General features: G+C 64.8%; 15 protein-coding genes. 4 read left to right on the top strand and 11 right to left on the bottom strand.

The window, feature by feature from the left end; all coding sequences use genetic code 11:
- Positions 1–14 precede the first annotated feature (14 nt).
- Genes BKG76_RS07280 through BKG76_RS07270 form a run of 3 tightly spaced genes read right to left on the bottom strand, consistent with a single transcriptional unit; the run spans position 15 to position 13,067 of the window.
- On the bottom strand, positions 15–3,512 hold the full coding sequence (locus BKG76_RS07280) for a non-ribosomal peptide synthetase (protein WP_070937048.1): 3,498 nt from the start codon (positions 3,510–3,512) through the stop codon (positions 15–17).
- Between the two features lie 43 nt (positions 3,513–3,555).
- Positions 3,556–8,103: a non-ribosomal peptide synthetase gene (locus BKG76_RS07275; RefSeq protein WP_070937142.1), complete on the bottom strand. Its 4,548-nt coding sequence runs from the start codon at positions 8,101–8,103 to the stop codon at positions 3,556–3,558.
- Positions 8,100–13,067 (bottom strand): non-ribosomal peptide synthetase, encoded by a 4,968-nt coding sequence (locus BKG76_RS07270; RefSeq protein WP_070937047.1) that lies wholly within the window; start codon positions 13,065–13,067, stop codon positions 8,100–8,102. Before BKG76_RS07270 ends, BKG76_RS07275 begins: the two co-directional genes overlap by 4 nt.
- A 229-nt stretch (positions 13,068–13,296) precedes the next feature.
- Between BKG76_RS07270 and BKG76_RS07265 the strand changes: the two genes are divergently transcribed.
- The 3 genes from BKG76_RS07265 to nbtC are packed head-to-tail and all read left to right on the top strand — an operon-like array spanning position 13,297 to position 18,468.
- Complete coding sequence (locus tag BKG76_RS07265) at positions 13,297–14,061, top strand: thioesterase II family protein (protein WP_070937046.1); 765 nt, start codon at positions 13,297–13,299, stop codon at positions 14,059–14,061.
- Entirely contained in the window at positions 14,058–15,383 is a 1,326-nt protein-coding gene (locus BKG76_RS07260; protein ID WP_070937045.1) for a beta-ketoacyl [acyl carrier protein] synthase domain-containing protein, read from the top strand. The genes BKG76_RS07265 and BKG76_RS07260 overlap by 4 nt, the downstream gene beginning before the upstream one ends.
- 31 nt (positions 15,384–15,414) lie before the next feature.
- Entirely contained in the window at positions 15,415–18,468 is a 3,054-nt protein-coding gene (nbtC, locus tag BKG76_RS07255; RefSeq protein ID WP_070937044.1) for a nocobactin polyketide synthase NbtC, read from the top strand.
- Here the strand turns inward: nbtC and BKG76_RS07250 are convergent.
- The 7 genes from BKG76_RS07250 to BKG76_RS07220 all read right to left on the bottom strand — a co-directional run bounded on the left by BKG76_RS07250 (position 18,449) and on the right by BKG76_RS07220 (position 24,825).
- On the bottom strand, positions 18,449–20,398 hold the full coding sequence (locus BKG76_RS07250) for a copper-translocating P-type ATPase (protein ID WP_070937141.1): 1,950 nt from the start codon (positions 20,396–20,398) through the stop codon (positions 18,449–18,451). The genes nbtC and BKG76_RS07250 overlap by 20 nt on opposite strands.
- Before the next feature lie 169 nt (positions 20,399–20,567).
- Positions 20,568–20,903 carry a hypothetical protein gene (locus tag BKG76_RS07245; protein ID WP_070937140.1) on the bottom strand — a complete coding sequence of 112 codons (336 nt, stop codon included), beginning with the start codon at positions 20,901–20,903 and terminating at the stop codon, positions 20,568–20,570.
- 8 nt (positions 20,904–20,911) lie between these two features.
- Positions 20,912–21,268: a hypothetical protein gene (locus BKG76_RS07240; RefSeq protein WP_407937647.1), complete on the bottom strand. Its 357-nt coding sequence runs from the start codon at positions 21,266–21,268 to the stop codon at positions 20,912–20,914.
- A 105-nt stretch (positions 21,269–21,373) separates the two neighbouring features.
- Positions 21,374–21,811 carry a hypothetical protein gene (locus BKG76_RS07235; RefSeq protein WP_070937042.1) on the bottom strand — a complete coding sequence of 146 codons (438 nt, stop codon included), beginning with the start codon at positions 21,809–21,811 and terminating at the stop codon, positions 21,374–21,376.
- Between the two features lie 75 nt (positions 21,812–21,886).
- Entirely contained in the window at positions 21,887–22,768 is an 882-nt protein-coding gene (locus BKG76_RS07230) for an SDR family oxidoreductase (protein ID WP_070937041.1), read from the bottom strand.
- A gap of 9 nt (positions 22,769–22,777) precedes the next feature.
- Entirely contained in the window at positions 22,778–24,028 is a 1,251-nt protein-coding gene (gene mshC / locus BKG76_RS07225) for a cysteine--1-D-myo-inosityl 2-amino-2-deoxy-alpha-D-glucopyranoside ligase (protein WP_070937040.1), read from the bottom strand.
- A gap of 20 nt (positions 24,029–24,048) precedes the next feature.
- Positions 24,049–24,825 (bottom strand): 3'(2'),5'-bisphosphate nucleotidase CysQ, encoded by a 777-nt coding sequence (locus BKG76_RS07220; RefSeq protein ID WP_070937039.1) that lies wholly within the window; start codon positions 24,823–24,825, stop codon positions 24,049–24,051.
- Between the two features lie 55 nt (positions 24,826–24,880).
- On the opposite strand from BKG76_RS07220, the gene BKG76_RS07215 reads away from it, so the two are divergent.
- On the top strand, positions 24,881–25,729 hold the full coding sequence (locus BKG76_RS07215; protein ID WP_070937038.1) for an LLM class flavin-dependent oxidoreductase: 849 nt from the start codon (positions 24,881–24,883) through the stop codon (positions 25,727–25,729).
- 3 nt (positions 25,730–25,732) lie between these two features.
- Here BKG76_RS07215 and BKG76_RS07210 read toward each other — a convergent pair whose 3' ends face one another.
- Positions 25,733–26,065: a DUF732 domain-containing protein gene (locus tag BKG76_RS07210; RefSeq protein ID WP_070937037.1), complete on the bottom strand. Its 333-nt coding sequence runs from the start codon at positions 26,063–26,065 to the stop codon at positions 25,733–25,735.
- Positions 26,066–26,108 lie beyond the last annotated feature (43 nt).

The following is a 26,108-nucleotide window of genomic DNA, read 5'->3' as shown; positions in this document are numbered from 1 at the left end:
CCGCACCCGACCGATCAAGTGGTACCGGCCAGGATCTCCTCATCGCTCATCGCCGCGATCTCCAGATAGTGTCCCGCGACGACGATCAGGCGATCCGGAGTACCAAGCTCTGCCTCCCGCTGCTTGAGTCTGTCGGCCAGTCCGGCAACAGTCCGGGTGGCGAACAAATCTCCGACCAGCGCATGATCCGCGGACAGCCAGTCACGCACCCGCGCAATCACCGCCGTCGCCAGCACCGAGTCGCCGCCCTGTGCGAAGAAATCATCATGCACCCCAATGGATTCCACGGCCAACACTGCTGACACCAGATCCACCAGGGCAGCATCCAGATCATCTCGGGGTGTGGCATCGACGCTGGCAGTACTCATCTGCTCAAGCAGAGCTGTGACGGCGCCCCGGTCGATCTTCCCGTTCGGCGTCAACGGCATCTGGTCGAGAACATCAACCCGATTCGGGACCATGTAGCTGGGAACCAGGTCGGCGAGCTGCGTCGAAAAGCCCAAGGCGCGATCAGGTGTACCCGACACCGCCGCAACCAGAATGGGCGCGTCACCGCCGACGATGGCGGCGACGGCGTGGCGCACCCCGGGCACCATCCGCAAGGCACTTTCCACCTCACCCAGCTCAACTCGGTATCCACGAATCTGGACCTGATGGTCCGCGCGGCCGAGAAACTCGATGGTTCCGTCCGGCCAGTACCTGGCCATATCACCCGTCCGGTACCACCGCAGTCCGTCGTACTCGACAAATCTCTCCGCCGTGCGCTCGGCATCATTGCGATATCCGGCTGCGACATTGGCACCACCCACCCAGAATTCACCGGCTACCCAGTCCGGGCAATCGCGGCCCGCCGGTGACACCACCCGGCATCGGACGTTGCGCAATGGCACACCGAAAGGGACCGTCGCCCAATGTGCGGGCGGAGTACCCACCACCTCACAGATGGTGTTGTGAATGGACGTCTCTGTGGCTCCACCCAATCCGGAGAACCGGCATCCCGGCACCTGCTCGGCCAGGCGGGTGGCCAAGTCGGCACCCACCCAGTCACCCCCGAGGGTGACGGCCCGCAGCGAATCACCCAGGCCATGCCCGCCGATCTCCAGAATCATGTCCAACATGCTCGGCACACAGTTCAAGATCGAAACCTTGTGGCGCCGTAGTAGATCCACCCACGTTGTGGCCTCAGCGCGCTGTTCGGCATCGACGGCCACCACCGATCCACCGACCGAGAACATTCCGAACATGTCGTAGACAGAGGCGTCGAATTCCAGGGCCGACAGCGCGAGCACCCGGTCAGTGGACCCGACATCGAACCAATCGTTGACGGCATCGATAGTGTTCATTGCCCCGCGGTGGAGCACGTCCACACCCTTGGGCGTGCCGGTGGATCCGGAGGTGAAGATGACATACGCGACGGTGTCGGTCAGCGGAATCACCGGCGCTGCCAACGGTTCCGGGTGTTCAACGGCACCGTTTATCGACAACGAAGGCACCGGAATATCCGTGCCTTCGACAGTGATCGCGATGGTCACAGCACCGGTCTCCAGGATGCTGGCCCGTCGAACGGCAGGCTGATCGAAGCCTATCGGGATGTAGGTCGCTCCGGCGGCGAGCACCCCCAGGACCGCGAGAATCTGATCACGCCCCTTGGGCAGCTGCACTGCCACCGCATCGCCGGGCCGAACGCCTCTGGCCTGCAGGGCACCGGCCACCGTCAGTGCCTGCGCGGCTAGATCACCGTACGTCCACACGCCGTCGTCATCACCGAATCCCCAGACCACCGCAGGCGCCTCAGGATGGGCGGCCGCGGTGTCGAAGAAGCCTTCGTGCAGGCAACGGCCACTGACCGGACCGTCCGTCGCGTTGACAGTTCTTCGAACCTCCGCCTGCGAGGCAGGAATCCTTACGGTCGCATCAGCATTCCAGCCCTCGTCACCGTCGCACAGCGCGGCGACGGCGTCGATATAGTGGTTGAACATCGCGTCGACCATGCCCTGCGGGAAGGCGGCTTCGCGTACATCCCAGTTCAGCAGCAGCCCGCCACGGACCTCGGTCACCTGAGCGTCGAGCAGCACCTGGGGCCCCTGGGAAATGATCCAGACCGGTTCGCCGAACGTTTCCCTGACAGTCTCGGCAAACAGTTCTCCCAAATTCAGTGCGCTGGTGTACACAACGGGCGCCAGCACCGGCTCGCCGCGATGCCTACCAAGATCACGCAGCACATTCAGTCCCGGATACGACGAATGTGCCCCGCTCTCATACATGTTGTGCTGCAAAGCCCGGGCACGATCGGCCACCGACATGTCATCGGTCAGGTCAACCTCGAGCATGATCGATGAGGTGAAGTCACCGATGACCCGATCGATATCGGGGTGCGTCGATTCGCGTTGAAACAGAGGAATGTTCAGTAAGAAACGGCTCTGCGCCGACCATCCGCCGATGGTCTCCGCGAACACGGCTGCCATCGCCATCGCGGGGGTGATGCCCCGCCGATGGGTGGCCGTCAACAGCTGTTCCTTCGCCTGAGGCTCAAGCCAATGGTCATATCGGACAGTGCGATGCGGTTCAGCACGTTCACTGACCGGCACGGTGGGCAGCTCGGGCGCACCCGGCAAATCGTCCAGCCGCTCATTCCACCATCGCCTGTCACGCTCATAGACCGACGTGTCACTCTGATTCTCTGTGCGGTATCGCCGGTAGGTGTATTGCAACTCCGGTTGTGCAGCACCGTGATACAGCGCCGCCAGATCTGATACCAGAACCCGGTAGCTCATCGCGTCACCTGCCAGCATGTCAACGTCTAGATGCAGCCGGCTGCTCTTCTCGTCGCGCAGGGTCAGGGTGACGTCGAGTACCTGGCCATCCTCGATCGCCAAGCGCTGATGCGTCTTGCGCTCGCGGAGCTCGGCCAGCGCCTCGTCGATCGCGTCGGCCGTACGTCCGCGCAGATCCACCACATTGAATACATCGCGCCCCGGGGCCGCCAGGGTCTGCTGGGTGCCGTCGGGCAGAAACCTGGTGCGTAGCATGGGATGTGCCGCTACCAATCGATCAACGGCCAGCCGCAGGCGCGCGGGATCGATTACTCCGCCGTCGAACTCGACGTACAGGTGCGCCGCAACCCCACCGAGTTCCTGGTCCTCCGATCGGCCGATCCAGTACGCGTGCTGCATGGTGGCCAGTGGGTAAGGCTCATCCTCGCGGGAATCTGTGCCGTCGATTCCGGCTGCGGGAGCCGACGGTTCGGTGACACCTGTACCGCTGAGCAGGGCATGCCACGATTCGACAGACGGGGCGGCGGCAAGCTCTGCGAAGGTAATGCGGCTGCCACGCTTACGCCAGCCACCGGCCAGTGTCATCATTCGGATCGAGTCGAGTCCGAGGGCGATGAGGTCGGCCCCGTCCTCGATCTGCTCCAGCCTGATACCCACCAAATCTGCGATCGTGGCCTTGATCTCGTCCTTACTCAAGACCACACCGCTGATGTCCTGGCCGGCCGTTTCTGAATTCATTACGTCGCTTCTTTCGTCTTCTGCAAGTAATACGAGAATGCCGCTATCGGGCTGCCACGGCCGCAAGCGTGGTCACGCTGCGCTGCCACAATTCCGTCAGCCGTTCGGCATCTGATGTACTGAAAAGGGCCGAACTCCACAGCCAATTCGCGACGAGTTGCGCGCCATCGGCGGTGCCAGTCACGGCGACAGAGATGTTGATGCCGAATCGCAGCGGAAGGTCGGGCTCCGAGTTGGTGGGCACCGCGAGATTTCGCGAATCTGTGATGACCGACCAGGGCTGATCGGAGATCCCGCTCATATCCATGCGCCCCAGATAGTTGAATTGGATCTGCGGGTCCGCAGCGGAGATCAGCGTCTCCCAACCCTCGACATAACGCAGCAATCCGTAATCCAGGCCCTCGTAGGGTATTCCGGCCAGATGATCGGCGACCGAATCGAGAAGTACGCGGGCCAACTCCGGGTGTTGCTCGATGTGATCGATCCCGTAGGCAAGCTCGCCTGCGCCGATCCGGGCCGGGAAGATGTTATTGAACCAGCCGACGGTGCCGGTGGTGTCGGTGTCCGACACACCGTTGACGCGACCGTGTCCCTCCATCGACACCAATGTGCCCGCTCCCGGATCTTGCCCACGCTCCTGGCGCCAGCTTGCCACCGTGACCGACAAGGCGGCCAACAAGAATCCACGCACACCGTCCCGGTTACTCAATGAGGAAAGGAGCTGGCCGGTCACCTCCACCGGCGTGGCAACTCTGGTCGTTCGCAGCGTGTCCCAGGTATCGCATGCCGGATCGACACTGCGGGCCCCTAGCACCGGGTCCGGCCCGGAAACCTGCGCGGCCCAGTACGCACGTTGGGCATCTACCTCATCGGTGCTTGCGCGCTGCACCATCAACTGGCTCCAGTGTCGATACGACGTGAACTCCACGGACGCCTTGGGCACTCCCCCTGCCTCGACGGTCTGCCAGCCCTCGGCCAAGTCGGCGAGCGCGATATGCCAGGACACGACATCGATGGCGAGATGGTGAACGGACAGCAGCAGCATGTCCTCCTGGCCAGGACTCGCCAACCACACCGCCTGAACCATGGCACCGGCGCGCGGGTCCAACCGGTCAAAGTTTTCACGCGCGGTAGCGGTGACAACCTCGCCGGCCTTGTCCGCGTCGGGTAATTCCACACGCGTCAAAATGGATCCGGCACGCACCGTTCCCGGTTCGCGCGTCACCACACGAGGGCCGTCGGGGGTGTCCACCAGCGTCGAGCGCAGCATGTCGTGCCCATCAAGCAGCGTCTGCAACTGTAGTTCGAGATCCCCGCGGCCGATCCCGTCGGGGAGTCTCAGCAATACCGACAACGCAAATCGCCGGTAACTACCGCCTTCGAACATCCACGACACCACCGGGAGCGGCGGCACTTCACCGTAGTCGGCCTCTTCCGCAAGGGAATCCACCTGACCGCGGTTGGCCCTATCGTCGATCAAGGCGGCAAGCTGCCGGATGGTCGGCGCGGCCAGCACCATACGCGGGGTGATCATCAGATCGCGCTTGCGGGCCTTGTTGACCAACGAAATCGCGACAATGCTGTCCACCCCAAGCGAGAAGAAGTCCTCGTCGATACCCGGCGCCGCGCCGTCGAACAGTTCGGCGCAGCATTCACACAGCGCACATTCGGTGGCGCTGCTCGGTTGTGCCGCCTCGCCCTCGGCGGCGCCCCCGGACAACGCCTTCAGTGCGAGTCGCTCCAGCGCGGCCCCATCCAGCTTGCCGTTGACCGTGACAGGCAGCCGCGGAAGCGCGACCAGACGCGAGGGCATCATGTACGACGGCAACCGTTCGGCCAGCCTCACCAATGTGCGAACCGGGTCGGAGTCCGATACACCCTGTTGGGAGACAACAAAACCCACGAGGCTCGCGCCACCCGCACGACGAACCACCGATACCGCCGCGGTGTGCACACCCGGCTGGATCCGCAGCGCCGATTCGATCTCGCCGACCTCGACCCGGTAGCCACGGATCTTGACTTGAGAGTCGGCCCTGCCCAGATACGCGAAGCCGCCGTGCGGTAGCCGGCGCACCAAGTCCCCCGTGCGGTACATCCTATGGCCCGGCCGCTGCGGATCGGCCACGAAGGCGCCCGCCGTCACGGCAGGCCGGCCCGCGTAGCCGCGCGCCAATTGAGCGCCGGCGAGATACAGCTCGCCCACGGCGCCGTCCGGTACCGGACGCAGTCGCGAATCCAGCACGTACCCCGCCATGCCCTGATTCGGCGTGCCGATGGTGGGTGTCGCATAGTCCTTGACCGTCGCCACCACGGCCTCGACCGTCGTTTCGGTGGGACCGTAGCAGTTGTAGACGGCGGTACCGCCCAACGATCGCAGCCGGTCCCACAACGCGGTTTCGATCGCCTCGCCGCCGAGCGCCAGCACGGCGAGCTCGCGATCGAGCAGTCCCGCAGCGGACAACTGCGCCAGCATCGAGGGCGTGGTATCGATCATGTCGACACCGTGCTCGGCCATGTCCCGCACCAGTCGGCTCGCATCCCGCATGGCCTCGGCATCGAACAGGTGCACCGTGTGCCCGTCCAACAGGCCGATCATCGGCTGCCAGGACGCGTCGAAGCTCAGCGACCAGGCGTGCGCGATCCGTAGCGTGCGTCCCAGTCGCGCGGTGGCCGGTCGATACACCCGATCGCGATGGTCCGCAAAGTAACTCATCAGCGCACCGTGGGTTCCGATGACGCCCTTCGGCTCACCCGTCGACCCGGACGTGAAGATCAGATACGCACTCTGATCGCGATGTACGCCGATTCCGGGGGGCACCGCGGCACGCCCGGCGATCCGCTCAATGGTTTCCGGATCATCGAGTACCAGGGCCCGATAATCCCGATCACCGATCTCGCGATGTCTGTCGAGCGTGATGACAATCTTCGGATTAGATTGCCGCAGAATCGATTCGATTCGCGCGGCGGGCAGATCGATATCCACCGGGACATAGGCGGCGCCCGCGGCCAGCACCGCGAGGATGGCGATGATCGAATCAGCCGAGCGCGGAAGCGCCAGCGCCACTGTTGTTTCCGGAGTCACCCCGCCGTCGATCAGTTCCGCGCACAGCCGCGACGCCTCGGCATACAACTGTGCATACGTGTAGCGCGACTCCGCACCCGCCACGAGCGCGAGTGTCTCCGGGTGGGCCTGCGCCTCTCGTTCGAACAGGTCCCATACCGAGGTGACGGATTGATCGGCAGCCGAGGCCGTCACGACGATCTCGGCCCGCTCATGCGCGGTCAAAACGTCGAGCGCATCCGGTGTCCGGTCGCCGATCTCCGGCATCTGACGCAGCACCGAGAGCAGACGCTCACCGATGCTGGCACCCGAAATATGGGGCAATGCCTCGGGAATCGCTTCGATAAGGACCAACAACGCGTCGCCGTGCATATGCGAGACCACCGTCACCGGATAGTGGGCCAGACTATCCATCTCGACCGGGCGGAAACGCGTCCCGTCGGCCAGCTGCACTTCTTGGGCCGCGTCGCCGATGGGCGCGTTCTCGAAGACGAACAGGGTGTCGAACAACGCGGCGCTGCCCTCGGCCCGCTGCAGTGCCGACAGGCTCAGGTATCCGATATCACGCATCGCGGCCGCTTCGCGCTGCATCTGCGCACACTGCTCGACCACCGAGGCCGAGTAGTCGATGTGATGCACCATCGGCACCGAGTTGATGAAAAGCCCGACCATCCGCTCGACATCGGGCAATTCCTTGGGTCGCCCGGACACGATGGTGCCGAAGACAACGTCGGTACGATCGGTCAACCTGCCGAGAACAAGCGCCCAGGCGAACGTCGTCACGGTGTTGAGGGTGAGTCCGTTGGTTGCCGCCCACTGCCGAAGTCGTACGGTTTCCTCTGGCGTCAAAAGGAATTGCGACTTCTCGGGCACACTGTCGTGCGCGGCGACGGCGCCCTCGGCGAGCATCAGTGGCCCGGACACGGTGCCCAGGTAGCGCGTCCACCGGGCGGTCGCCGCGGTGGTGTCCTGCGCGTTGAGCCATGCGATGTAGTCGCGGTACGGACGCACCGCGGGCAGCCCGTCGACCGATCCGCCCGCCTGGTAGGCAGCAAGCAACTCGCTGAAGAAGATCGCGATCGCCCAACCGTCCATCAGGATGTGGTGGCTGGTGACGATCATTCGGTGCCGTGATTCTCCGGGGACCGTGAGCAACACAATACGGATCACCGGGCCCTTGCCCAGATCGAACGGGCGAAGCCGCTCGCCCAACGCGATCTCGCCGAATTCCGTTGGCTGTGCGTGGCGTTCTTCCCAGGGGATGTCCGCGTGTGTCGGGACGATCTGCACGGGTTTGGGCAGCCCGCGGTCCCAGAAGGCGGCACGCAAATTGGGATGGCGCGTCAGCAGCGCCTGTGCACTGCGGTGCAACAGGTCGACGTCCAGCCCGCCGTCGATATCCGCGACGAACTGCATGCTGTACAGATCGACGCTCTCGTCGGCAAGCTGGGATAGCGCGAAAAACCCCTCCTGCAGCGGGCTCAGCGCCAGCACATCCTCGATCTGGGGCTGCTGCTCCGTCCCCGTCACGACTGTGCCTGCCATGATGCGGTGAGCTCGGCCAGCGCGTCGGCACTCAGACCCGAAGCACTCATCGGAGCACTCTGCTCTGCCGGCGCGGCGGCATCCAAGTTCTCCTCTGCCACAATCTGGTCAGCAGCATCCACCGCTCCCGCCAGCTGCGATATCGTCGCGCATTCGAACACCATTTGTGGAGTCATCGCCAATCCCCGTTCGGCCGCGCGCGTGGACCATTGGATGGAGATGACGCTGTCGCCACCGAGCGCGAAGAAATTGTCCTCGGGATCGACATCGCTGATCTCCAGCAATTCCTCCAAAATCGCGACAAGCGCGCGCGTGGTCTCCTGCGAGCCCTCGACCGCCGGCGCCACGACGCGTTCGACCGCGGCCGCCGGTGGGGCCAGCAGCCGCTGCATGGCCTCGGCCGGAGCCAGCACAACGTCGGAAACCCTTGCGTCCTGGTCGTTCACGAACGCATCGAATGCCGCATCCAGAGCCCGCGCGATCAGCACAGTGGTCTCCGCGTCGTACAGGTCGGCGTTGGTAACCACGGTGACATCGAGCCCACCCGCCGGAGTCACGTTCAGCGCAAAGTTCAGATCCAGGTAGGAGACATCCACCTCCATGGGCAAGGGCGACAGCCACGTCTGGCCGGAGCCCGTCAGATCCCGCGTCTCCGCTCCCCAATCCGCACCACGGAAATTGATCATGGTCTGGAACAGGGGGTTCCACGACAGGGAACGGGCAGGGTTGATGGCCTCCACCAATTTCTCGATGGGCAACTCTTGGTGCGCGTGCGCGTTCAGCGTCGCGTCGCGACTCCGCTCCAGCGCGGTGCGCAACGTCGGATCGTCCGACAGGTCATTGCGTAGCGCGACCATATTGGCGAACAACCCGACGAGATGCGCGACATCTGGATGCACACGTGCCGCGACCGGGCTGCCGATCACAATGTCGGTGCCACCGCCACATCGATGCAATACCATGGCCAAAGCCGCCTGGTACAACATGAACTCGGTCACACCGCGCTGCTCGGCCATGCGGGTCAGTGCCTGCCTGCGCTCCGGCGACACGGTGAATCTTTCGACCTCACCGCGCTTTCCGAGGATCTGCGGACGGACACGATCATGTGCCACCGCGATCTCACCGGGTATTCCGGCCAGCGCCTCGCGCCAGTAGGTCACCTCGGTCTGCCCGAACTCGCTGTCGGGACCGAAGGCATCGCGTTGCCACATCACGTAGTCGGCGTACTGCACCGGTTGCGAATCCCATTGCGGGACTTCCCCGGCGATGCGCGCGCGGTAAGCGGTGACGAGGTCGTCCACGACCACGGTGAACGACGCGTGGTCCGCCACGATGTGGTGCACCACCAGCGACAGCACGTGTTCCTCCGAACCCAGTTCGACGATGGTCGGGCGGATGAGCGACTCCGATTCCAGCCTGAACACGTGGTGGCGTAGCTCGGCAAGAGTGTCGCGGAGATTATCCGGCGCGGCACGCACGATCGGCACTTCCAGCTCTCGTGACGGCCGCACAAACTGGTACGGCGCACCCTCGTGGATCGCGAAACTGGTGCGCAGCGACTCGTGACGAGCCACCACATCGTTGATGGCCGCGGCGAGTGCGGATGTCTGCAGCGGGCCGTCGAAACGCAAGGCCAGCCACATGTTCGCGATATCGGTAACGCCTTCCATCTGGCATTCGAACCAGACGGAAAGCTGCGATGAGGACAAGGGCAAGCGCTCGGGGCGCACGGCCACCACGAGATCCGGTCGGTCGTCCCGGGGTGCTTGTGCGGTGACGAGCTGCTGGGTCAGTCCCGCCGGGGTGGGACTGTCGAACACCGCGCGCACCGTCAGGTCAGCGCCGAACTGCGCACGGATCTGCGTGACAAGCTTGGCCGCGAGCAGCGAGTGTCCGCCCAGTTCGAAGAACGAATCATCCAGGCCGACTTCCTCCCGCCCGAACAGCTCCGAATAGATCGCGCACATCCGGTGCTCGGTGGGGGTGGTCGGCGCCCGAAATACCCTCTCCGCCATCGGGTTGGGGGCGGGCAACGCGCGCTTGTCCAGCTTGCCGCTTGTGGTCAGCGGAATCTCGGGGATGACCGCGAATGCGGTGGGCACCATGTACCCGGGCAGCATCTCCTGGGCCCGGGCGCGCAGTTCGTCCAGATCGATTTCAGGGGTACTGCCCGCGGCAGGTACCACGTAGGCGGCCAGCATCGGCCCGACCTGTGGATCCTCCACGACGGCGACCACGCAGTGCCCGACCCGCGGGTCGGCACCGATGACAGCCTCGACCTCACCGAGCTCGATGCGATATCCGCGCACCTTGACCTGCTCGTCGGCCCGACCGACGAATTCGAGCTGGCCCGACGCGTTGCGGCGCACCAGATCACCGGTGCGGTACAGCCGACCTCCGGGGCTGAACGGGTCCGCGACAAACCGCTCCGCGGTGAGCGTGGGCCGGTCCCGATAGCCGCGGGCCAGCTGTGCACCACCGAGATACAACTCCCCGACGACGCCGTCCGGCACCAGCGCGAGCGCCTGGTCCAGCACGTACGCGTAGACGTTCCGGTTGGGGATACCGATCGGCACAATCGCATTGCCCTGGGGCCCGTCGACGGGCATATGTGTCGAACAGACAACAGCCTCGGTGGGCCCGTAGTGGTTTCGCAATTCGGCGTCGAACACTGTCGCGAACTTGTCGGCCACCTCGCCCGGCAGCGCTTCACCGCCGACGGGAACATGCCGCAGCCCACGCAGCTCACGGGCCTCGGGGAACAGCAGCACCGAACCGAGCAGCGCCGGCACCATGTGCAGCACGGTCACACCGCGGCGCCGCACCAGATCGATCACATATCCGATATCGGAGAACGGATTCGACTTCGGTACGACGAGTTGGGCCCCCAAGGTCAGCGGGCACAGGATGTCCGCGAGGGAGGCATCGAAGCTGACGGAGGTCGACTGGAGCATCCGGTCCTGCGCGGTCATGCTCCACTCGGCGGTGAAGGACACCACATGTTCGGCGATCGCCGCGTGTGCCACGGCAACGCCCTTCGGCCGCCCGGTGGATCCCGAGGTGTAGATCACGTATGCCAGGTTCTCGGGCAATAGCGGGCGCAACCGATCCGCATCGATGATCCGGGCGCCATCAAGATCTGTGGCCTGCGCCTCGGCGGCCCGGAAATCCTTCGGGCTCAACACCATCCGTGGGCCGGCGTCGGTGATCAGGTACTCGATGCGTTCCTCGGGCAATGCGGGATCGATGGGCATGTAGGCCGCGCCCGACTTGAGAACCCCGAGCATCGCGACGATGAACTCGACCGATGTCGACATCCGCAGGGCGATGACATCTTCGGTACCGACGTCCTGGGCGATGAGCCAGCGCGCGAAGCTGTTCGAGCGCCGGTGCAACTCTCGGTAGGTGAGCTCCTCGTCGTCGGCCACCACCGCCAACGCGTCGGGTGTCGCCTCGGCAGCCACGTCCAGCACATCCACCAGGGTGGTGCACGGAGCCTCGGCCAACACTCCGTGCGAATGCTCCAGTACCGCTGAACGCTCCTCGACACCAAGGAGATCCAACCGGGCGAGGACTTCTCCCGGACGGCTCAAACCGTCCTCGAGCAGCCGTCGGTAGTGCGTAAGAAGCTGGTCGACAAGCCATTCCGGCAGCACATCGGTCTGGTACTCGATTTCGATGAGCGTGCCATCGGATTCGGCGGCGATCGCCAGGGCCAACGGAACCTGCGCGCTGACCGCACCGAGGTCGAGTTGGGTTGCCTGAACACCGTCCAGCCGATATCCGTTGGCGTCCTTGCGCATGCTGAAGCCCAGCTGGACCAGCTCGTCCATTCCGTCGTGGCCGTTGGTGCGGCTCGGATTGACCGCGCGCACCACCTCGTCGATCCCGACGTTCTGGTGACCGAAGGCGCCCAGGCACACCTCGCGCACCTCTGCCAGGTACGAGGCGAAGGTATCGTGTGAGCCCACCGCGGTGCGCAGCAGCAAGGTGTTGCCGAAGTAGCCAATTGCCTTTTCCACATTGGCCTTTCGTTCCGCAACCGGAATCGCGATCACAAAATCGGAGGCCGCCGTGTACCGATGGATGAGGGCCCCGAACGCCGCCAGCAGCACCATGAACGGCGTCCCCGAGTGTTCACGGGCGAATTCCTCGATCCGGATTACGGTCTCGGCGGGCATCGGCACGGCACGGCGCCTGGCTCCCCGGGAGGAATACGTGCTCGCAGGCCCCGGAAGCTCCAAGGGGCCCGGGAGCGGGGTCAGGGATTCGCGCCAGTACTCGAGGTCCGCGCCGGAGGGCGGATCGCCGACCTCCGCTACCACCATGAACTGCGGCGCATCACCCTCGATCGAACGACCGTTGTAATACTGGCTCAGCTCGGTGAAGAAGATCTCCCAAGAGTTGTCATCGAAACAGATGTGATGCACCACCAACAGCACGACGAAGTCGTCGGCACCCACCCGCAGCAACGTGACCCGCAGCGGCAGGTCGGCAGCAAGGTCAAACGGCCTTCCGAACTCCCGGTCGGCCGACGCCCGAATCTCCCGATCCTGAGCATCACCGGTCAAGTCCGATAAATCTATTGCAGCCCAGGGAACCTCGACGTCATCGGCAAAGACCTGATAAGGCTCACCGGCGGCGTCAACACCATAGGTGGTCCGCAGTACATCGTGGCGCCGGATTACCGTCGCAAGGGCATCGCGCAAACGCGCCTCGTCGAGTGCACCCCGCATGCGGTGCGCGAGACAGACATTGAGCGAGGTATCCGCTGGATCTTTGGTTTGCATAAACCACATGCGCCGCTGCCCGGGCGCGAGTTCACGCCGTTCACCGGCCTGGACCCGGGGCGCCCGGTCGGCGGGTTGCGCCGCTACGCCGCTGTCGGCAAGTCGTCTGCGTAACAGCTCGCGCCGACGATCCATCGCAGACAGCTGGTCGCCGGTCACCGAGCGTCTCCGCTCATGACAAAAGCCTGGAATCCGAACGGCTCCGCGCGCATGAAATGAACCACCTCAATCTGGAAACTATGCCTAGCCTTACCTTAATATCTGCCGGGCACGCCGCGTGACGCCCCATCGGTGCCGTGCATCACCCCGCCCAGAGTGCGAGCCGCGTGCCCTATCGCGAGTTACGTTAGGCTAATCTAACTATCTGCAAGTTGGAAGGAAGCTCGACGTGGATCGCAAACTCAGATGGATCAGGCAGTTCCACAAGCCGGAGTCACCCGACGCACCATTACTGCTGATCTTTCCGCATGCCGGTGCCGGCGCTTCGGCGTATCGCACGCTCTCCAAAGCATCCGCAGCGAATTTCAATGTCCTTATCTTCCAATACCCGGGAAGGCAGGATCGCGCGGGAGAACCGACCCTACCGACTCTCTCCGATATCGCCGCGGGAGCCTTCGCCGAATTTCAGTCGTCGGAGCACAATCGCCGCGCTCCCCTCCACACCTTCGGCCACAGCATGGGAGCGGTGGTCTCGTTCGAGTTCGCCCGGCTGACCGAGGCTGCCGGTCTGGACGTGCAGCAGCTGACCGTTTCCGCGTCGGTGGCGCCGTGCAATATCGCCGAGAAACCAGCCCTGCCCACCGATGACGACGCGGTGCTCGCATATGTAGGCGCCCTCGAAGGCACGAACTCCTCGGTCATGGGCAATGTCGATGTGATGCGAATGGCGCTGCCCGTCATGAAGGGCGACTATCAAGCCTTCAACGCATACGAATGCGCCGACAGCGTCAAGATCGCGGCCCCTATCCACGCGATCGGCGGCGACCAGGACCCCATGATCACGATGCGCGATTTGTACGGCTGGGGCAAGCACACCGACGAACTGGAGGTGACGTTGTTCGACGGCGGACATTTCTTCCTGAACGCGCAGACGGAGGCCCTGGCCGAACTGCTCACCGCGAACACCGCCCGCGCGGCCACGCCGCAACGATGAGCGGCATCGACGCCGATCCTGTCGTCATCTCCGGTATGGCGATCGAGGCTCCCGGTGGAATAGACACCCCAACGGCGTTCTGGAACGCACTGGCCGACGGCCGCGAGCTCATCGGCCCGTTCCCCCGCGATCGGGACTGGCCCATCGAAGAGCTGCTGTCGCTGTCCGATCTCGAGGGCTGGGGCCGTGTTTCCGATGCTGGCGGATTCCTCACCGATGCAACCGCTTTCGATCCTGCCTTCTACGGCATTACCCAGCGTGAAGCGGTCGCCATGGACCCACAGCAACGGTTGGCCATGCGCGTGGCCTGGAAAGCCCTGGAAAACACCGGCCTCAATCCCGGTGCGCTCGATGGCTCCGAAGCGGGCTGCTTCATCGGCATATCGCCCAACGAATACGGGCCGCCGACTGGTGAGATCAACGCGCACAACGGAATGCGAGTGGTCGGCCGTGGACAGCTGGGTGCCGCCGGTCGAATCTCGCATGGGCTGGGTCTGATCGGGCCATCGGTGTGTGTCGACTCGGCGTGTGCGTCCTCATTGGCGGCACTGCATATCGCGGCCGCCGCGGTGCGCGCCGAGGAATGCGAATGGGCTATCACGGGTGGCGTCTGCGTTATGGGCTCACCCGGTGGGTTTTACGAGTTCTCACGTATGCACGCACTCGACCCCGACGGACACTGCCGCTCATACTCCGACGAGGCCAATGGCACCCTCTGGGGCGAGGCCGTGGGAATGGTTGTGCTGGAACGTGAATCACGTGCACGCGCCCTCAGACACCGGGTGTATGGACGCATCATGGCGGTGCGCACCAACCACAATGGCAGCGGTAAGCCCATCCTCGTGCCCCGGGGACGCGCGCAGGCCAAGCTGGTCGCGGCGACCATCGCAGCGTCCGGCGTCAACCCCGCCGATATCGGGATGCTCGAGGGACACGGCACCGGCACGCGTGCCGGTGATCCGCTGGAGATCATGGCGCTGCAGAGCACATACGGCGCGGGCGGCTCGAACGCGCTGCTCGGATCGGCGAAATCCAATGCCGGACATGCACAATCCGCCGCGGGAATAGTGGGCCTGATCAAGCTTCTGCTGTCCGGACAGCACGGGCACATCCCGCCAACACTCTTCGCGGACAACCCCACCACCAAGATCGACTGGTCGATGACCGGGATTCGACTGGCCACCAAACTGCACCCGTGGGAGCCCAGGAACGGCGTCCGATACGGCGCCGTCTCATCCTTCGGAGCCGGGGGCGCCAACGCACACGCCATCATCGCCATGCCCGTCATGGACAACGAGGGAGAGGACGGCGACAATTTCTAGCCACCGCTTACCGAACGGGACCATCCCCGTCCTGCTTTCCGCGGACACCCCGGAGGCGCTTCGCCGCGAGGCGTCGGCGCTTCTCGCCTACGTTGTCGATCACCCGCGAATCGCGCCACATCGCATCGCGGGCATGCTCTTTCGGACTCGTGTCGCACGCCGGTACCGGGCGCTGGCCACCGTCGAGAATCACGATCAACTCGTCGCCGCGCTGCGTGCCGTGGTCACCGGCGCCGAACATCCGGTGGTGGTCCGCAATACCGAACCCGCGACAGCGCGCCGGCACGGATTCGTGTTCCCAGGGCATGGCGGACAGCGCGCCGGAATGGGACGACTCTTCTACAATGCCTTCCCCGACTTCCGCGCCGAGGTAGACCGCTGCGCAGAATTGTTCGATACGCAATTCGGCCGTTCACCGTTGAGTTATCTGCTCGACGAAAGTCTGCCCAGCGACGACAGTGCGCGCGTCATCCAGCCCGCCATGTTCACCCAGATGGTGGGCCTGGCCGCGCTATGGCGCTCGATGGGCGTCACCCCGCACGCAACCGTCGGGCACAGCTTGGGCGAGATCGCCGCGGCGTACGTATCAGGCATCATCTCTCTCAGCGATGCAGTGGCAGTTATCGGCACCCGAGCCCGAATCGCCGACGAGTTCCCCGCGGACGACTACGCCGTGGCGGTCATCGCGGCCGACCGCGATACCTGCGAGGATCTTCTTGCCCGGCAATCCGGTTGGGCCGAACTGTCGGTGATCAACTCCCCCGCGATGGTAGGGATCTCCGGCCAACATGGCACCGTTCACCAGATCATCGAACGTCTCACCGAGGACGGGGTCTTCGCCCGTATAGTGCCCATGCGATTCCCCGCACATACCAGCATGATCGCCTCGATCGGTACCGGGATTCGCAAGGCACTTGTCGGGTGCCTCGGCGCCGGCGAGTTCGCCGCCTCGGACATCGATTGCATCGGAGCGACACTCGGCACCGCAATCAGCTGCGACATGCCTGTCGACCAGTACTGGTTCTGGAACCTGCGCAATGTCGTGCGCTTCGACCGCGCTATCGCGACCGCAGCGACGGCTCACATCGATTCCTTTGTGGAGCTGGCCGAGCACCCCACGCTGCAGCTGGCCATCCGGGAGAACCTTGGGGCGCTGGGCTCCGAACGCACCTCCTGCGTGGTCGGTACATCCAACCGGAACGCAACAGATCTATCCGAGCTCACCGCCAACCTCTCCAACCTCGCCGTGCACGATCTCGGCTACAACTGGGATGCACTACGCACCGAGACATCCCCGCCCGTTTCGCTGCCGCTGCACGATTTCCCGAACGTGCAGAACAACGACATTCCGCTGTGGCTGTCGTACCGCTCGGCGGGCAGTGCGGTTTCGGTGCCGAACCAACCCGCGACCGCGCCGAAGCCTGAACCCGCGCCAGACAATATCGACTCGCGGGCTTACCCGCGGCTCCTGCGCGAGGCATGGACCAAGGTGACCCGGCGCTCCATGATGCCTCCCAGGTCCTATGCATTCATCGACGCCACCGGCGAGGCTGGACCCCTGGTCGATGCCCTCCGTGACGGTGCGCCAGATTTCGGCTCGTCGGCCCAGATCGTCACCGAGCCCCGTGAATCCGGTACCGGTGACGGCGACACCGTGGTCATCGTGCTGCCCACGTCGGCTCAGCATGGTGATCACGAGGCCGCCGATGCGGTGGCACAGTTCTTCGGCAACCGCACGTGGTGGCCCGAGCTGTCGAGCTCTGTGACCGGATGCTGGCTCGTCACGGTCGGCGGCGAGCAGGTCATCGCCGATGACGCGCCATCGCATCCCGTACCCGCCGCCATCGCCGCCGCGTTCCGCAGCATGGGTACCGAGCATCCCGGAGTCACCTTCCGGCATCTAGACATCGCGCCCGATATCGCACACCCGGACAGCGCCGAAACCATCCTCGCCGCACTGCAATCGGCCGGAGAATCGGAGCTGGCATTGCGCGCGGACGGCATGTACGCCAAGCGCATCCAGGACGCAGACCACGACAGTGACGCCAAGACCGCCAGCCCGGTACCTGAGCACGTCGTGATCACCGGGGGCACCGGGAAACTCGGCCAAGAATTCTGCGAGCACTATGCCCGCCTGGGCACCCGTCAGATCACGTTGATCAGCCGTTCCGGTGAGACCGACACGGTGACCGAACGCCTCGATGCCATCCGGCGCAGCACCGGCGCCACGGTTCGTGCACTCCGCTGCGATGTGACCGATCCGGGCGCCGTCGCCGAGCTCGCCGTTCAGCTGGCCGAAGCACCCGCGGACCTCATCATCCATGCCGCGGTGGACTATTCGGATATCCCGCTCGCCGAGGTCACTGCCGACAAGTTCCAGGAGGCGTTGCGCGCCAAGGTCGGCGGCATCGTGAATGTGCTCGACGCCGTACCCCGCACCGATTCCTGCCGTGTCATGTTGTGTTCCTCACTGGCCGCGACGATCGGCGGTAAGGGCCAGCTGATGTATGCGGCCGGCAACCGGATGCTGGACGTGCTCGCTTCTCGCCGTCGTGCCGCCGGACTGGATTGCGTTTCTGTGCAATGGGGACAGTGGACCGTGCACCTCGATCTCGATGACACAGGTATCGCGAAACTGGCCGCCGCAGGGGTGCATCCGATGCGCCCCGCCGATGCCCTTGCCGTCGGCATGGGACACCACACCGACAACGCTCTTGTCGGCGCGTTCGACCTGACCCAGGCCCGCGCGATGCTGGGCGTGTTCGGCTACGGACCGTTGCTCTCCGAGCTCGAGGAAATCAGCACGCCCGCGGCTCCCGCCGAGACCATTCGCCCCGCCGTGGCGGTGCCCGAGAACCGATCCGGACATCTGGTGCAACTACTCGCCGAGGTCATCGGCGCCGATCACGCCGACTCCATCGACACCGCCATGCCTATGGTCGCGATGGGCCTGGATTCATTGCAGGCACTGGAATTTCGCCGGCGTGTGCAGGCCGAGCTTGACTTCGAGCTGCCCGTGCAAGATCTACTCGGCGGCGCCTCGGTGGATCATGTGATCGACGCGCTCACCGCCCAGACGCGGTGAGGATTCGCCGCACGGATTTTTCCGGGCGGATATCCAAGCGGCGCAACAGTTGTGCGTTGAGCGCGACGACCACGGTGGACGCGGACATGAGGATGGCTCCCACGCTCATCGGGAGCACGAATCCGATCGGGGCGAGGACCCCGGCTGCCAACGGAACCGAGATCAGGTTGTACCCCGCTGCCCACCAAAGGTTTTGCTTCATCTTGCGATAGCTGGCGCGCGACAACTCGATGACCGAGAGCACCGACCGCGGGTCCGAGCTGCCCAGGATGACACCCGCCGAGGCGATGGCGACATCGGTTCCCGCACCGATGGCAATGCCCACGTCGGCCTGCGCCAGTGCGGGAGCGTCGTTGACACCGTCGCCGACCATCGCCACGATATGTCCCTCGGACTGCAGCTGCGCCACCGCCGCCACCTTGTCTTCGGGACGTACCTCGGCGAACACTCGGTCCACACCGAGCTCGGCCGCCACCGTGTTCGCCACGGCATGCGCATCGCCCGTGATCATGACGACCGATACGCCCAGCCGGTGCAACGCATCCACGGTATCCCGGGACTCCGGCCGGATGTCATCGGCCAACCGCAGCGCGCCAGCAACCCGCCCATCGGTGAGCACATGCAGAATAATGGCGCCCTCGCCGCGCCATCTCTGTGCGATCGGCAGCTCTGGTATCCCATGTCTTTTCAGTAAGGCGGGGCCACCGACCGCGACCTGCACCCCATCAACATCAGCGGTGACACCCAGCGCCGGCTCGGAGGAAAAGCCAGCTGCCGCAGCGATGCGCAATCCCCGGCCACCGGCGGCCTCCACGATGGCGCGCGCCAGCGGATGCTCGCTATCGGTTTCCGCCGCGGCCGCAAGCGTCAACACGGTATCGGCGTCGCGCCCGGCGACGGGTTCGACACCCGTCACCGTGGGGGCGCCCTTGGTCAGCGTGCCCGTCTTGTCGAACAGCACGACGTCCACGGTGCGCATCTGCTCCAGGGCAAGACGGTCTTTCACCAAGACTCCGCCCCGGGCCGCGCGTTCGGTGGCGATGGAAACGACGAGCGGAATGGCCAGGCCCAACGCGTGCGGGCAGGCAATCACCAGCACCGTGATCACACGGACCACCGCGGTATCGGGCTCCCCCAGGATCGTCCAGGCCACGGCCGTCAGCACGGCCGCGCCGAGCGCGAACCAGAACAACCAGCCCGCGGCCGTATCGGCGATCCGCTGCGCGCGTGAGCTGGATGCCTGAGCATCCGCGACCAGCCGCTGAATTCCAGCCAGTGTGGTGTCCGCGCCCACCGCCGTGACTTCCACGCGCAGACCGGAATCGGTGGCCACCGTGCCCGCGACCACCTGATCGCCGACCGCGCGCCGCACCGGGCGAGACTCCCCCGTCACCATCGATTCGTCCAGATGCGCACTGCCCTCGGTGATCCGGCCATCGGCGGGCACCGAACCGCCCGGGCGCACGACGACGATGTCGCCCGCCCGCAGATCGGCAGGTGACACCGGCACCACCGTGTCTCCGTCGACCCGCTCGGCGGTATCCGGTAGCAGTGCCGCCAAGGAATCGAGCGCGGACGTGGTCTGCGCCAGCGACCGCATCTCAATCCAGTGCCCCAGCAACATGATCACCACGAGAAGCGCCAGTTCCCACCAGAAATTGAGTTGGTGATCCAGGAAACCGAGACTGGCACCCCATGACGCGGTGAAGGCCACGGTGATCGCCAGCCCGATCAGCAGCATCATTCCGGGCTTACGACTGCGGACCTCGGCGACCGCGCCTTCCAGGAAGGGTTTGCCGCCCCAGAAATAGATGACGGTGCCCAGGACCGGCGATACCCACGGAACCCATCCGGTGGCCGGCAGCCGATATCCGATGACCATCGCGAACATGTCATTGAACGCCACCACCGGTACCGAGAGCACCAGCATGATCCAGAACAGCCGACGGAACTGCCCGACATGATCACCGTGTCCGGCATGGCCGTGATGTTCGTGTGAAGCATCGTGCCCGGTCGGATGTTCCGGGTGATCCGAATGCGAGCTCATACCGCCATTAAATACCCCCTAGGGGTACCCGTCAACGGATCGCCCACCTCGGTCAACATTGAACGTCGACGTCCATGGTGCGGTACATCAATTGGGACCCGACTCCGTTGGCGCGTTTTTTGGGACTGGGGTCCGCTACCCGAGGAGAGGTCCACCAGTACTCGGACTTGCCTTCGCGCACCGACGTCACGGAACACATCTGCAACGGCTTGCCGCCGGTTCTATGGACGGTGACCTTGTCGCCTTGGCGTTGCAACTGCGTGATCACTTGCAGTGCATTGGGAGCCGCGGGGCCTGCCGACGCCGCAGGAGGTGTGACGACGACCAGCGCCGCCACCAGGCACGCCGCCGCCAGACCTGCACGGCATGGAAACTGTGTGCGGTACACGAGGATCCCTAGCACTGCACCATGAGGTACATGACGTGCGAGTCCAGCGATCTGGTCGGCGGCCCCTTGCGTTGCGGCACTTGTTTGTAGATATGTCGACCGACACGTATCGACGTGGCCCGGCATTGGGACATCGGTTTGGCGGGCCCGCTGCGATTGATGATGACCTGGTCCCCGCGCCCCTTCAGTTCGGCGACCATGGCCTGGGCGTTGCCCGGGGCTTGCGGCCCGGGTTGTGCCGGACCCGCGGCGGCCGGAGCAGAAAATACGACGGCGGCGAGCCCCGCCGCCAAGGCCAGGCCGCCGATGGATCCGGCAGCTCGGGAACGAGGCAAAGATGATGGAGATGATGAAGTCACGATGATCGTGTCCTTGAGTGGAAGGTGTTGAAGCCATGACTGATTGGCGGCCGACAGCGCAGAGCGACTATCGGGCCGGTGCCATGTCGAAAAGGCACAAGCGAATGCCAGTCAGCGCCGCATCACACAGAAACGCAGAAGATGGTCACGGCCGGAGCTCAACAACCAATGGGGGCGTTGCCGGGGTGGGCCACGCTTGCGCGGACTCCATGCCACCCACAGAGCGAGTGCGACGAACGACATCATCGCCAGCGCGATGACCCAGCCATGCGGGGCGCTGCCCACGGCGGCAATTGCCGCGGTTACCGGCGGCGTACGGCACTCGTGATGATTTCCCCCGTCAACGGCGGCAGCGAGCACGTGCGGAATTTCGGCGATGTGCGTCGACACGGTCGCCGTACCGCCAGCGATTCCAGTGGTCGCGTCGCCGGTCTGCGGGCATTTCAGCACCGGTACCAGCAAGACCGCGAGGATCAGCAGCGCCCTCAGCAATGCCGACACGGTGATGGGGGCCCCACGCCCCACCACACGATCACCATTGAGCGCCATGGGGCCACCCTACACTCACACCCCATACCCGTAGTGGGTATTAAAGGTGGGTCTCCAGGCGGGGGAAAAGCTTCGCTATCCGCGATCGGCGCCGTCGCGTGCGGCGCGTTGCATGGCGGCGACCTCGGCGTCTATCCGTGGCAGGAATTCGGGAGCGATGCCCCGCAGCGGGATCTCGCCAAGCGACGTCGACATCACCGGCTTGATCCAGCGCGTCACACCCACCCACGCGGGACAGTTGATGCGCCTACGTCGCTTTTCAATACCCTTCACGAACGCCTTGCCACATGCCTCGACCGAGGTCACCCTGTCCAGCGGCGGTGGCAGCCGGGTCAACATCTCCGAGAACGCCGACAGATTGGCCTTCTGGTCATTCACCATCGAGGTATCGATCCACGACATGTGCGCCGATCCGACGTCGACACCGTGATGTGCCACCTCCAGGCGCAGGGCGTTGGCGAAGTGCTCGGCGGCCGCCTTGGATGCGTTGTACGCGGTCACCGCCGGCGCGGCGGCATACGCCGCCAGCGAGGACACGATGAGCACGTACCCCTGCCGTTCGATCACCGACGGCAGGGCGGCGCGCACCGTGTGAAACACCCCGAGCACGTTGACATCAATCAACTTCTTGAAGGTGGCCGGATCGATCTGCAGCACCGAACCGAACGTCAACAGTCCCGCGTTGGCCAACAGCACATCTATCCCGCCGAACCGCTCAACCGCCTGTGCGACGGCCTTCTCCATGGCGGTCAGATCACACACATCGGCGACCGCCACCAGCACGCGATCGCGGCCCAGGTCGTCGGCGATCGCGTCGAGTTTGGTCTCGTCCAGATCGGTCAGCACAAGGCTCGCCCCCTTGGCATGCAGCCTGTGTGCGACCTCCACACCGATACCGCCGGCACCGCCGGTGATCATCACGGTCTTGCCTGCGATGTTGTTCGCCGTTGAACCCATGCGACGACGCTACAGCTGCACTCCCAGCAGGGCATCCACCGCATCGCGCACCTGGGTGCCCGCCGCGGCATCGTGGCCACCGTAAGCCAGGGCGTCGGTCACCCAGTTATCCAGGGCAGCAAGCGCTTTCGGTGTATCAAGATCGTCGGCCAGGTAGCGCCGGACCCGTGACACCACATCGCGGGCACTCGGTGCGGTCGGGAGCGCCACCGCATGGCGCCAACGGGCCAGCCGGCTCTGGGCATCGCCGAGTACGGCATCGCTCCACGAGCGATCGGCACGGTAGTGGCCGGCCAACAACCCAAGCCTGATCGCGGCGGGATCCACCCCCTGGGCCGTCAGTCCCGATACCTTCACCAGGTTTCCCCGGCTCTTGGACATTTTGTGCCCATCCCAGCCGATCATTCCGGCATGCACGTAGTGCCGCGCGAATCGGCGTTGTGCGGTAACGGCTTCGGCGTGTGCGGCGCTGTATTCGTGGTGCGGGAAGATCAGATCGCTGCCACCGCCCTGGATGTCGATACCGGCGCCGAGCTCACGCAGCACGATCGCCGAACATTCGACATGCCAGCCGGGACGACCCGGCCCGAATGACGCCTCCCAGCTCGGCTCCCCTGGCCTCGCGGCCCGCCACAGCAGGGCATCGAGCTCATTGGCCTTACCGGGGCGATCCGGGTCGCCGCCGCGCTCGGCGAAAAGCCGCGACATGGTCTCGATGTCATAGCCCGACTCGTAGCCGAACTGTTCGGTGGCATCGACACGGAAGTACACGTCGGGATACTCAGGATCGTCCACCACATACGCGGCCCCCGACGCGAGCATCTTCTCGACGAGTTCGATGATGCAGGCGATCGACTCGGTGGCACGCACGTACTCTCGCGGCGCCAGCACCCGCAGCGCGGTCATATCGCTGCGGAACAGGTCGGTTTCCCGGTCCCCCAGCTCGCGCCAATCGATTCCGTCGCGATCGGCCCTTTCGAAGAGTGGGTCGTCGATATCGGTGACGTTCTGCACGTAGTGCACATCCAGGCCCGCGTCGAGCCACTGCCGATAGATCAGGTCAAACGTGAGATACGTTGCGGCATGGCCCAGGTGGGTGGCGTCATACGGGGTGATCCCGCATACATACATGGTCGCGGCCGCCCCCGGACCCGATGAGGGCGTTACCGGCCGTACCTGACGGTCGGCGGTGTCGTACAGCCGCAATTGCGGACCACGACCGTCGAGTTCAGGAACCGGCGCCGACGCCCACGACTGCATACCCACACCTTATTGGGTGGTTAGGCGCGCCCGGCGACCGCGTCCAGCAGCAGCGGCGCCAAGTCCGGACGGCACATGATCAGGTCCGGCAGGTACGGATGCGGTTCGTTGTACCGCAGCGCAGAGCCATCGAGCCGTGAGGCATGCAGCCCGGCAGCCAGCACCACCCCGGCCGGAGCTGCCGAATCCCATTCCCATTGCCCGCCGCCGTGCAGATAGGCGTCGGCCTCACCGCGCACCACCGCCATGGCCTTGGCGCCGGCCGAACCCATCGGGATGAGCTCGATGTTGAGTCGCTCGGCCATATCGGTCAGGAATTTGGGTGCGCGGCTGGCACTGGCCACGATCCGGATCGGGTCCGATTCAGCACGCGCCGAAGGCACCACCCGGGTCTCGTCGGTACGAAAAACGGTGCCCAAACCGGGTAGCGCCACGGCGGCGTCGGTGATCGAACCACCGCTGTGTTGTCCTTCGGAGCCCGCCTGCCACAGGGCCACATGCACCGCCCAATCATTGCGGCCCTCGATCCCGAATTCGCGGGTGCCATCGAGCGGGTCGATGATCCACACGCGCTGTGCGCCAAGGCGTGCCTTGTCGTCCACGGCCTCTTCCGAGAGCACCGCATCCGTGGGACGCTCCGCCGCCAGCCGCTCCAGCAGCAGCGTGTTCGCCCGCTTGTCACCGGCCGCACCGAGCGCCTTGGGGTCGTCGAACCCGATCTCGGCACGCACCTGCAACAACAGCTGTCCGGCTTCGTGGGCGAGTTCTGCGGCAAGTGCGGCATCGGAAAGAGTCACCCGGTCAGTATTACCCGATCAGGATTTGTCACACCCCGTCGGCATACTCGCGCCCATGACCGCAGGCATCCAATACGGAATCGTCCTGACAACGGGAGATGCCGCCGACGTCGCCGAGCTGGCGCCCCTCGCCGAAGAAGCGGGATGGGATGCGATCTTCGGCTGGGAACCGGTCTGGGGGGTCGACGCCTGGGTCGCATTAACCGCCGCGGCCATGCGCACCAGCCGGATCAAGCTCGGCACCATGCTCACTCCCCTGTCGCGCCGCAAACCGTGGGACCTGGCATCGACCACCGCGACGCTGGATCGACTCTCCGGCGGACGAGTCATCCTGTCCGTGGGAATGGGTGCACTGCACGACAATTGGCTGGCCTTCGAGCGCGACCAGGGCCGCAAGACCCGCGCCGAGCTACTCGATGAGGGCCTCGACGTCCTGTTCGGGTTGTGGGAGGGCCAACCCTTCAGCTATCAGGGCAAGCATTACCAGGTCACCCCGACAACGCATCTGGTGCCCGATCCCCCGGCCCAGCGACCACGCATCACCACCTGGTGTGTGGGTCTGCTCGGAGCGAATAGATCCATGGCTCGCGCCGCCCGCTGTGACGGACTGCTGCCCAACATCACCACTGCCGACGGACAGTTCGACTTCCATCCACCACTGGACCGCTGGCTCGGGGCCGCACGCGAAATTCATTCACTGCGAAGCGAATTGGGGTACGACAACAACTACGACGTGGTGTACGAGACGACCACCGATTGGAACGATCTCGCGGTCACCCGCGAGCAGGTCGCGACCCTGCGCGATGTCGGCTACACCTGGTACCTGGACTCGGACTGGCACACCGAACATCAGAATCCGCTCGCCGCGTTGCGCGCCCGCGTCGAGAACGGGCCACCGCGCTAGGCGTCAGTGTTTGACGTCAGGGCACAGGGTTTTCGGGGCGATATCCACAATTGAGGCCACTTCCCATCGAGCCTGAATGCCCGGAAACACAGTGGCGGCGGCAATCGCGTCGTCTTTGGACGCCCCTGACCTCAACGCATCGCACGCCCGGTAGCCGCTGGCCAGGTAGCGGGCAGAGGCGCCGCCAAAGATCGCGGTACCCGGCGTGGTGTCGTTCAACATCTGCAGAAACTCAACCTCCCCGTCGGCATGCGCCGGTGCGGCAAGGCCGATCCCCACAGCGACCGAAGCAGCAAGAAAACCGGCAGCCGAAAGCCGGCGGAAATGTGTGATCATGGTGTCCCCTCTGATGAGGAGACGATTTTATGGTTTCGTTCGC

It is taken from the genome of Mycobacteroides franklinii (assembly GCF_001853795.1).
GTDB classification, from domain to species: Bacteria; Actinomycetota; Actinomycetes; order Mycobacteriales; family Mycobacteriaceae; genus Mycobacterium; species Mycobacterium franklinii.
Note: the sequence above shows the minus strand (reverse complement) of the source record. Positions and strands in the feature narration are given on the sequence as shown.

Excerpts from the sequence above, each read along its gene's own strand:
- mshC (WP_070937040.1), bottom strand. The coding sequence starts at position 24,028 with ATGCAGTCGTGGGCGTCGGCGCCGGTTCCTGAACTCGACGGTCGTGGT.
- BKG76_RS07280 (WP_070937048.1), bottom strand. The coding sequence starts at position 3,512 with ATGAATTCAGAAACGGCCGGCCAGGACATCAGCGGTGTGGTCTTGAGT.
- BKG76_RS07235 (WP_070937042.1), bottom strand. The coding sequence starts at position 21,811 with ATGGCGCTCAATGGTGATCGTGTGGTGGGGCGTGGGGCCCCCATCACC.
- BKG76_RS07230 (WP_070937041.1), bottom strand. The coding sequence starts at position 22,768 with ATGGGTTCAACGGCGAACAACATCGCAGGCAAGACCGTGATGATCACC.
- BKG76_RS07210 (WP_070937037.1), bottom strand. The coding sequence starts at position 26,065 with ATGATCACACATTTCCGCCGGCTTTCGGCTGCCGGTTTTCTTGCTGCT.
- BKG76_RS07250 (WP_070937141.1), bottom strand. The coding sequence starts at position 20,398 with ATGCTGGTGCTCTCGGTACCGGTGGTGGCGTTCAATGACATGTTCGCG.
- BKG76_RS07260 (WP_070937045.1), top strand. The coding sequence starts at position 14,058 with ATGAGCGGCATCGACGCCGATCCTGTCGTCATCTCCGGTATGGCGATC.
- BKG76_RS07215 (WP_070937038.1), top strand. The coding sequence starts at position 24,881 with ATGACCGCAGGCATCCAATACGGAATCGTCCTGACAACGGGAGATGCC.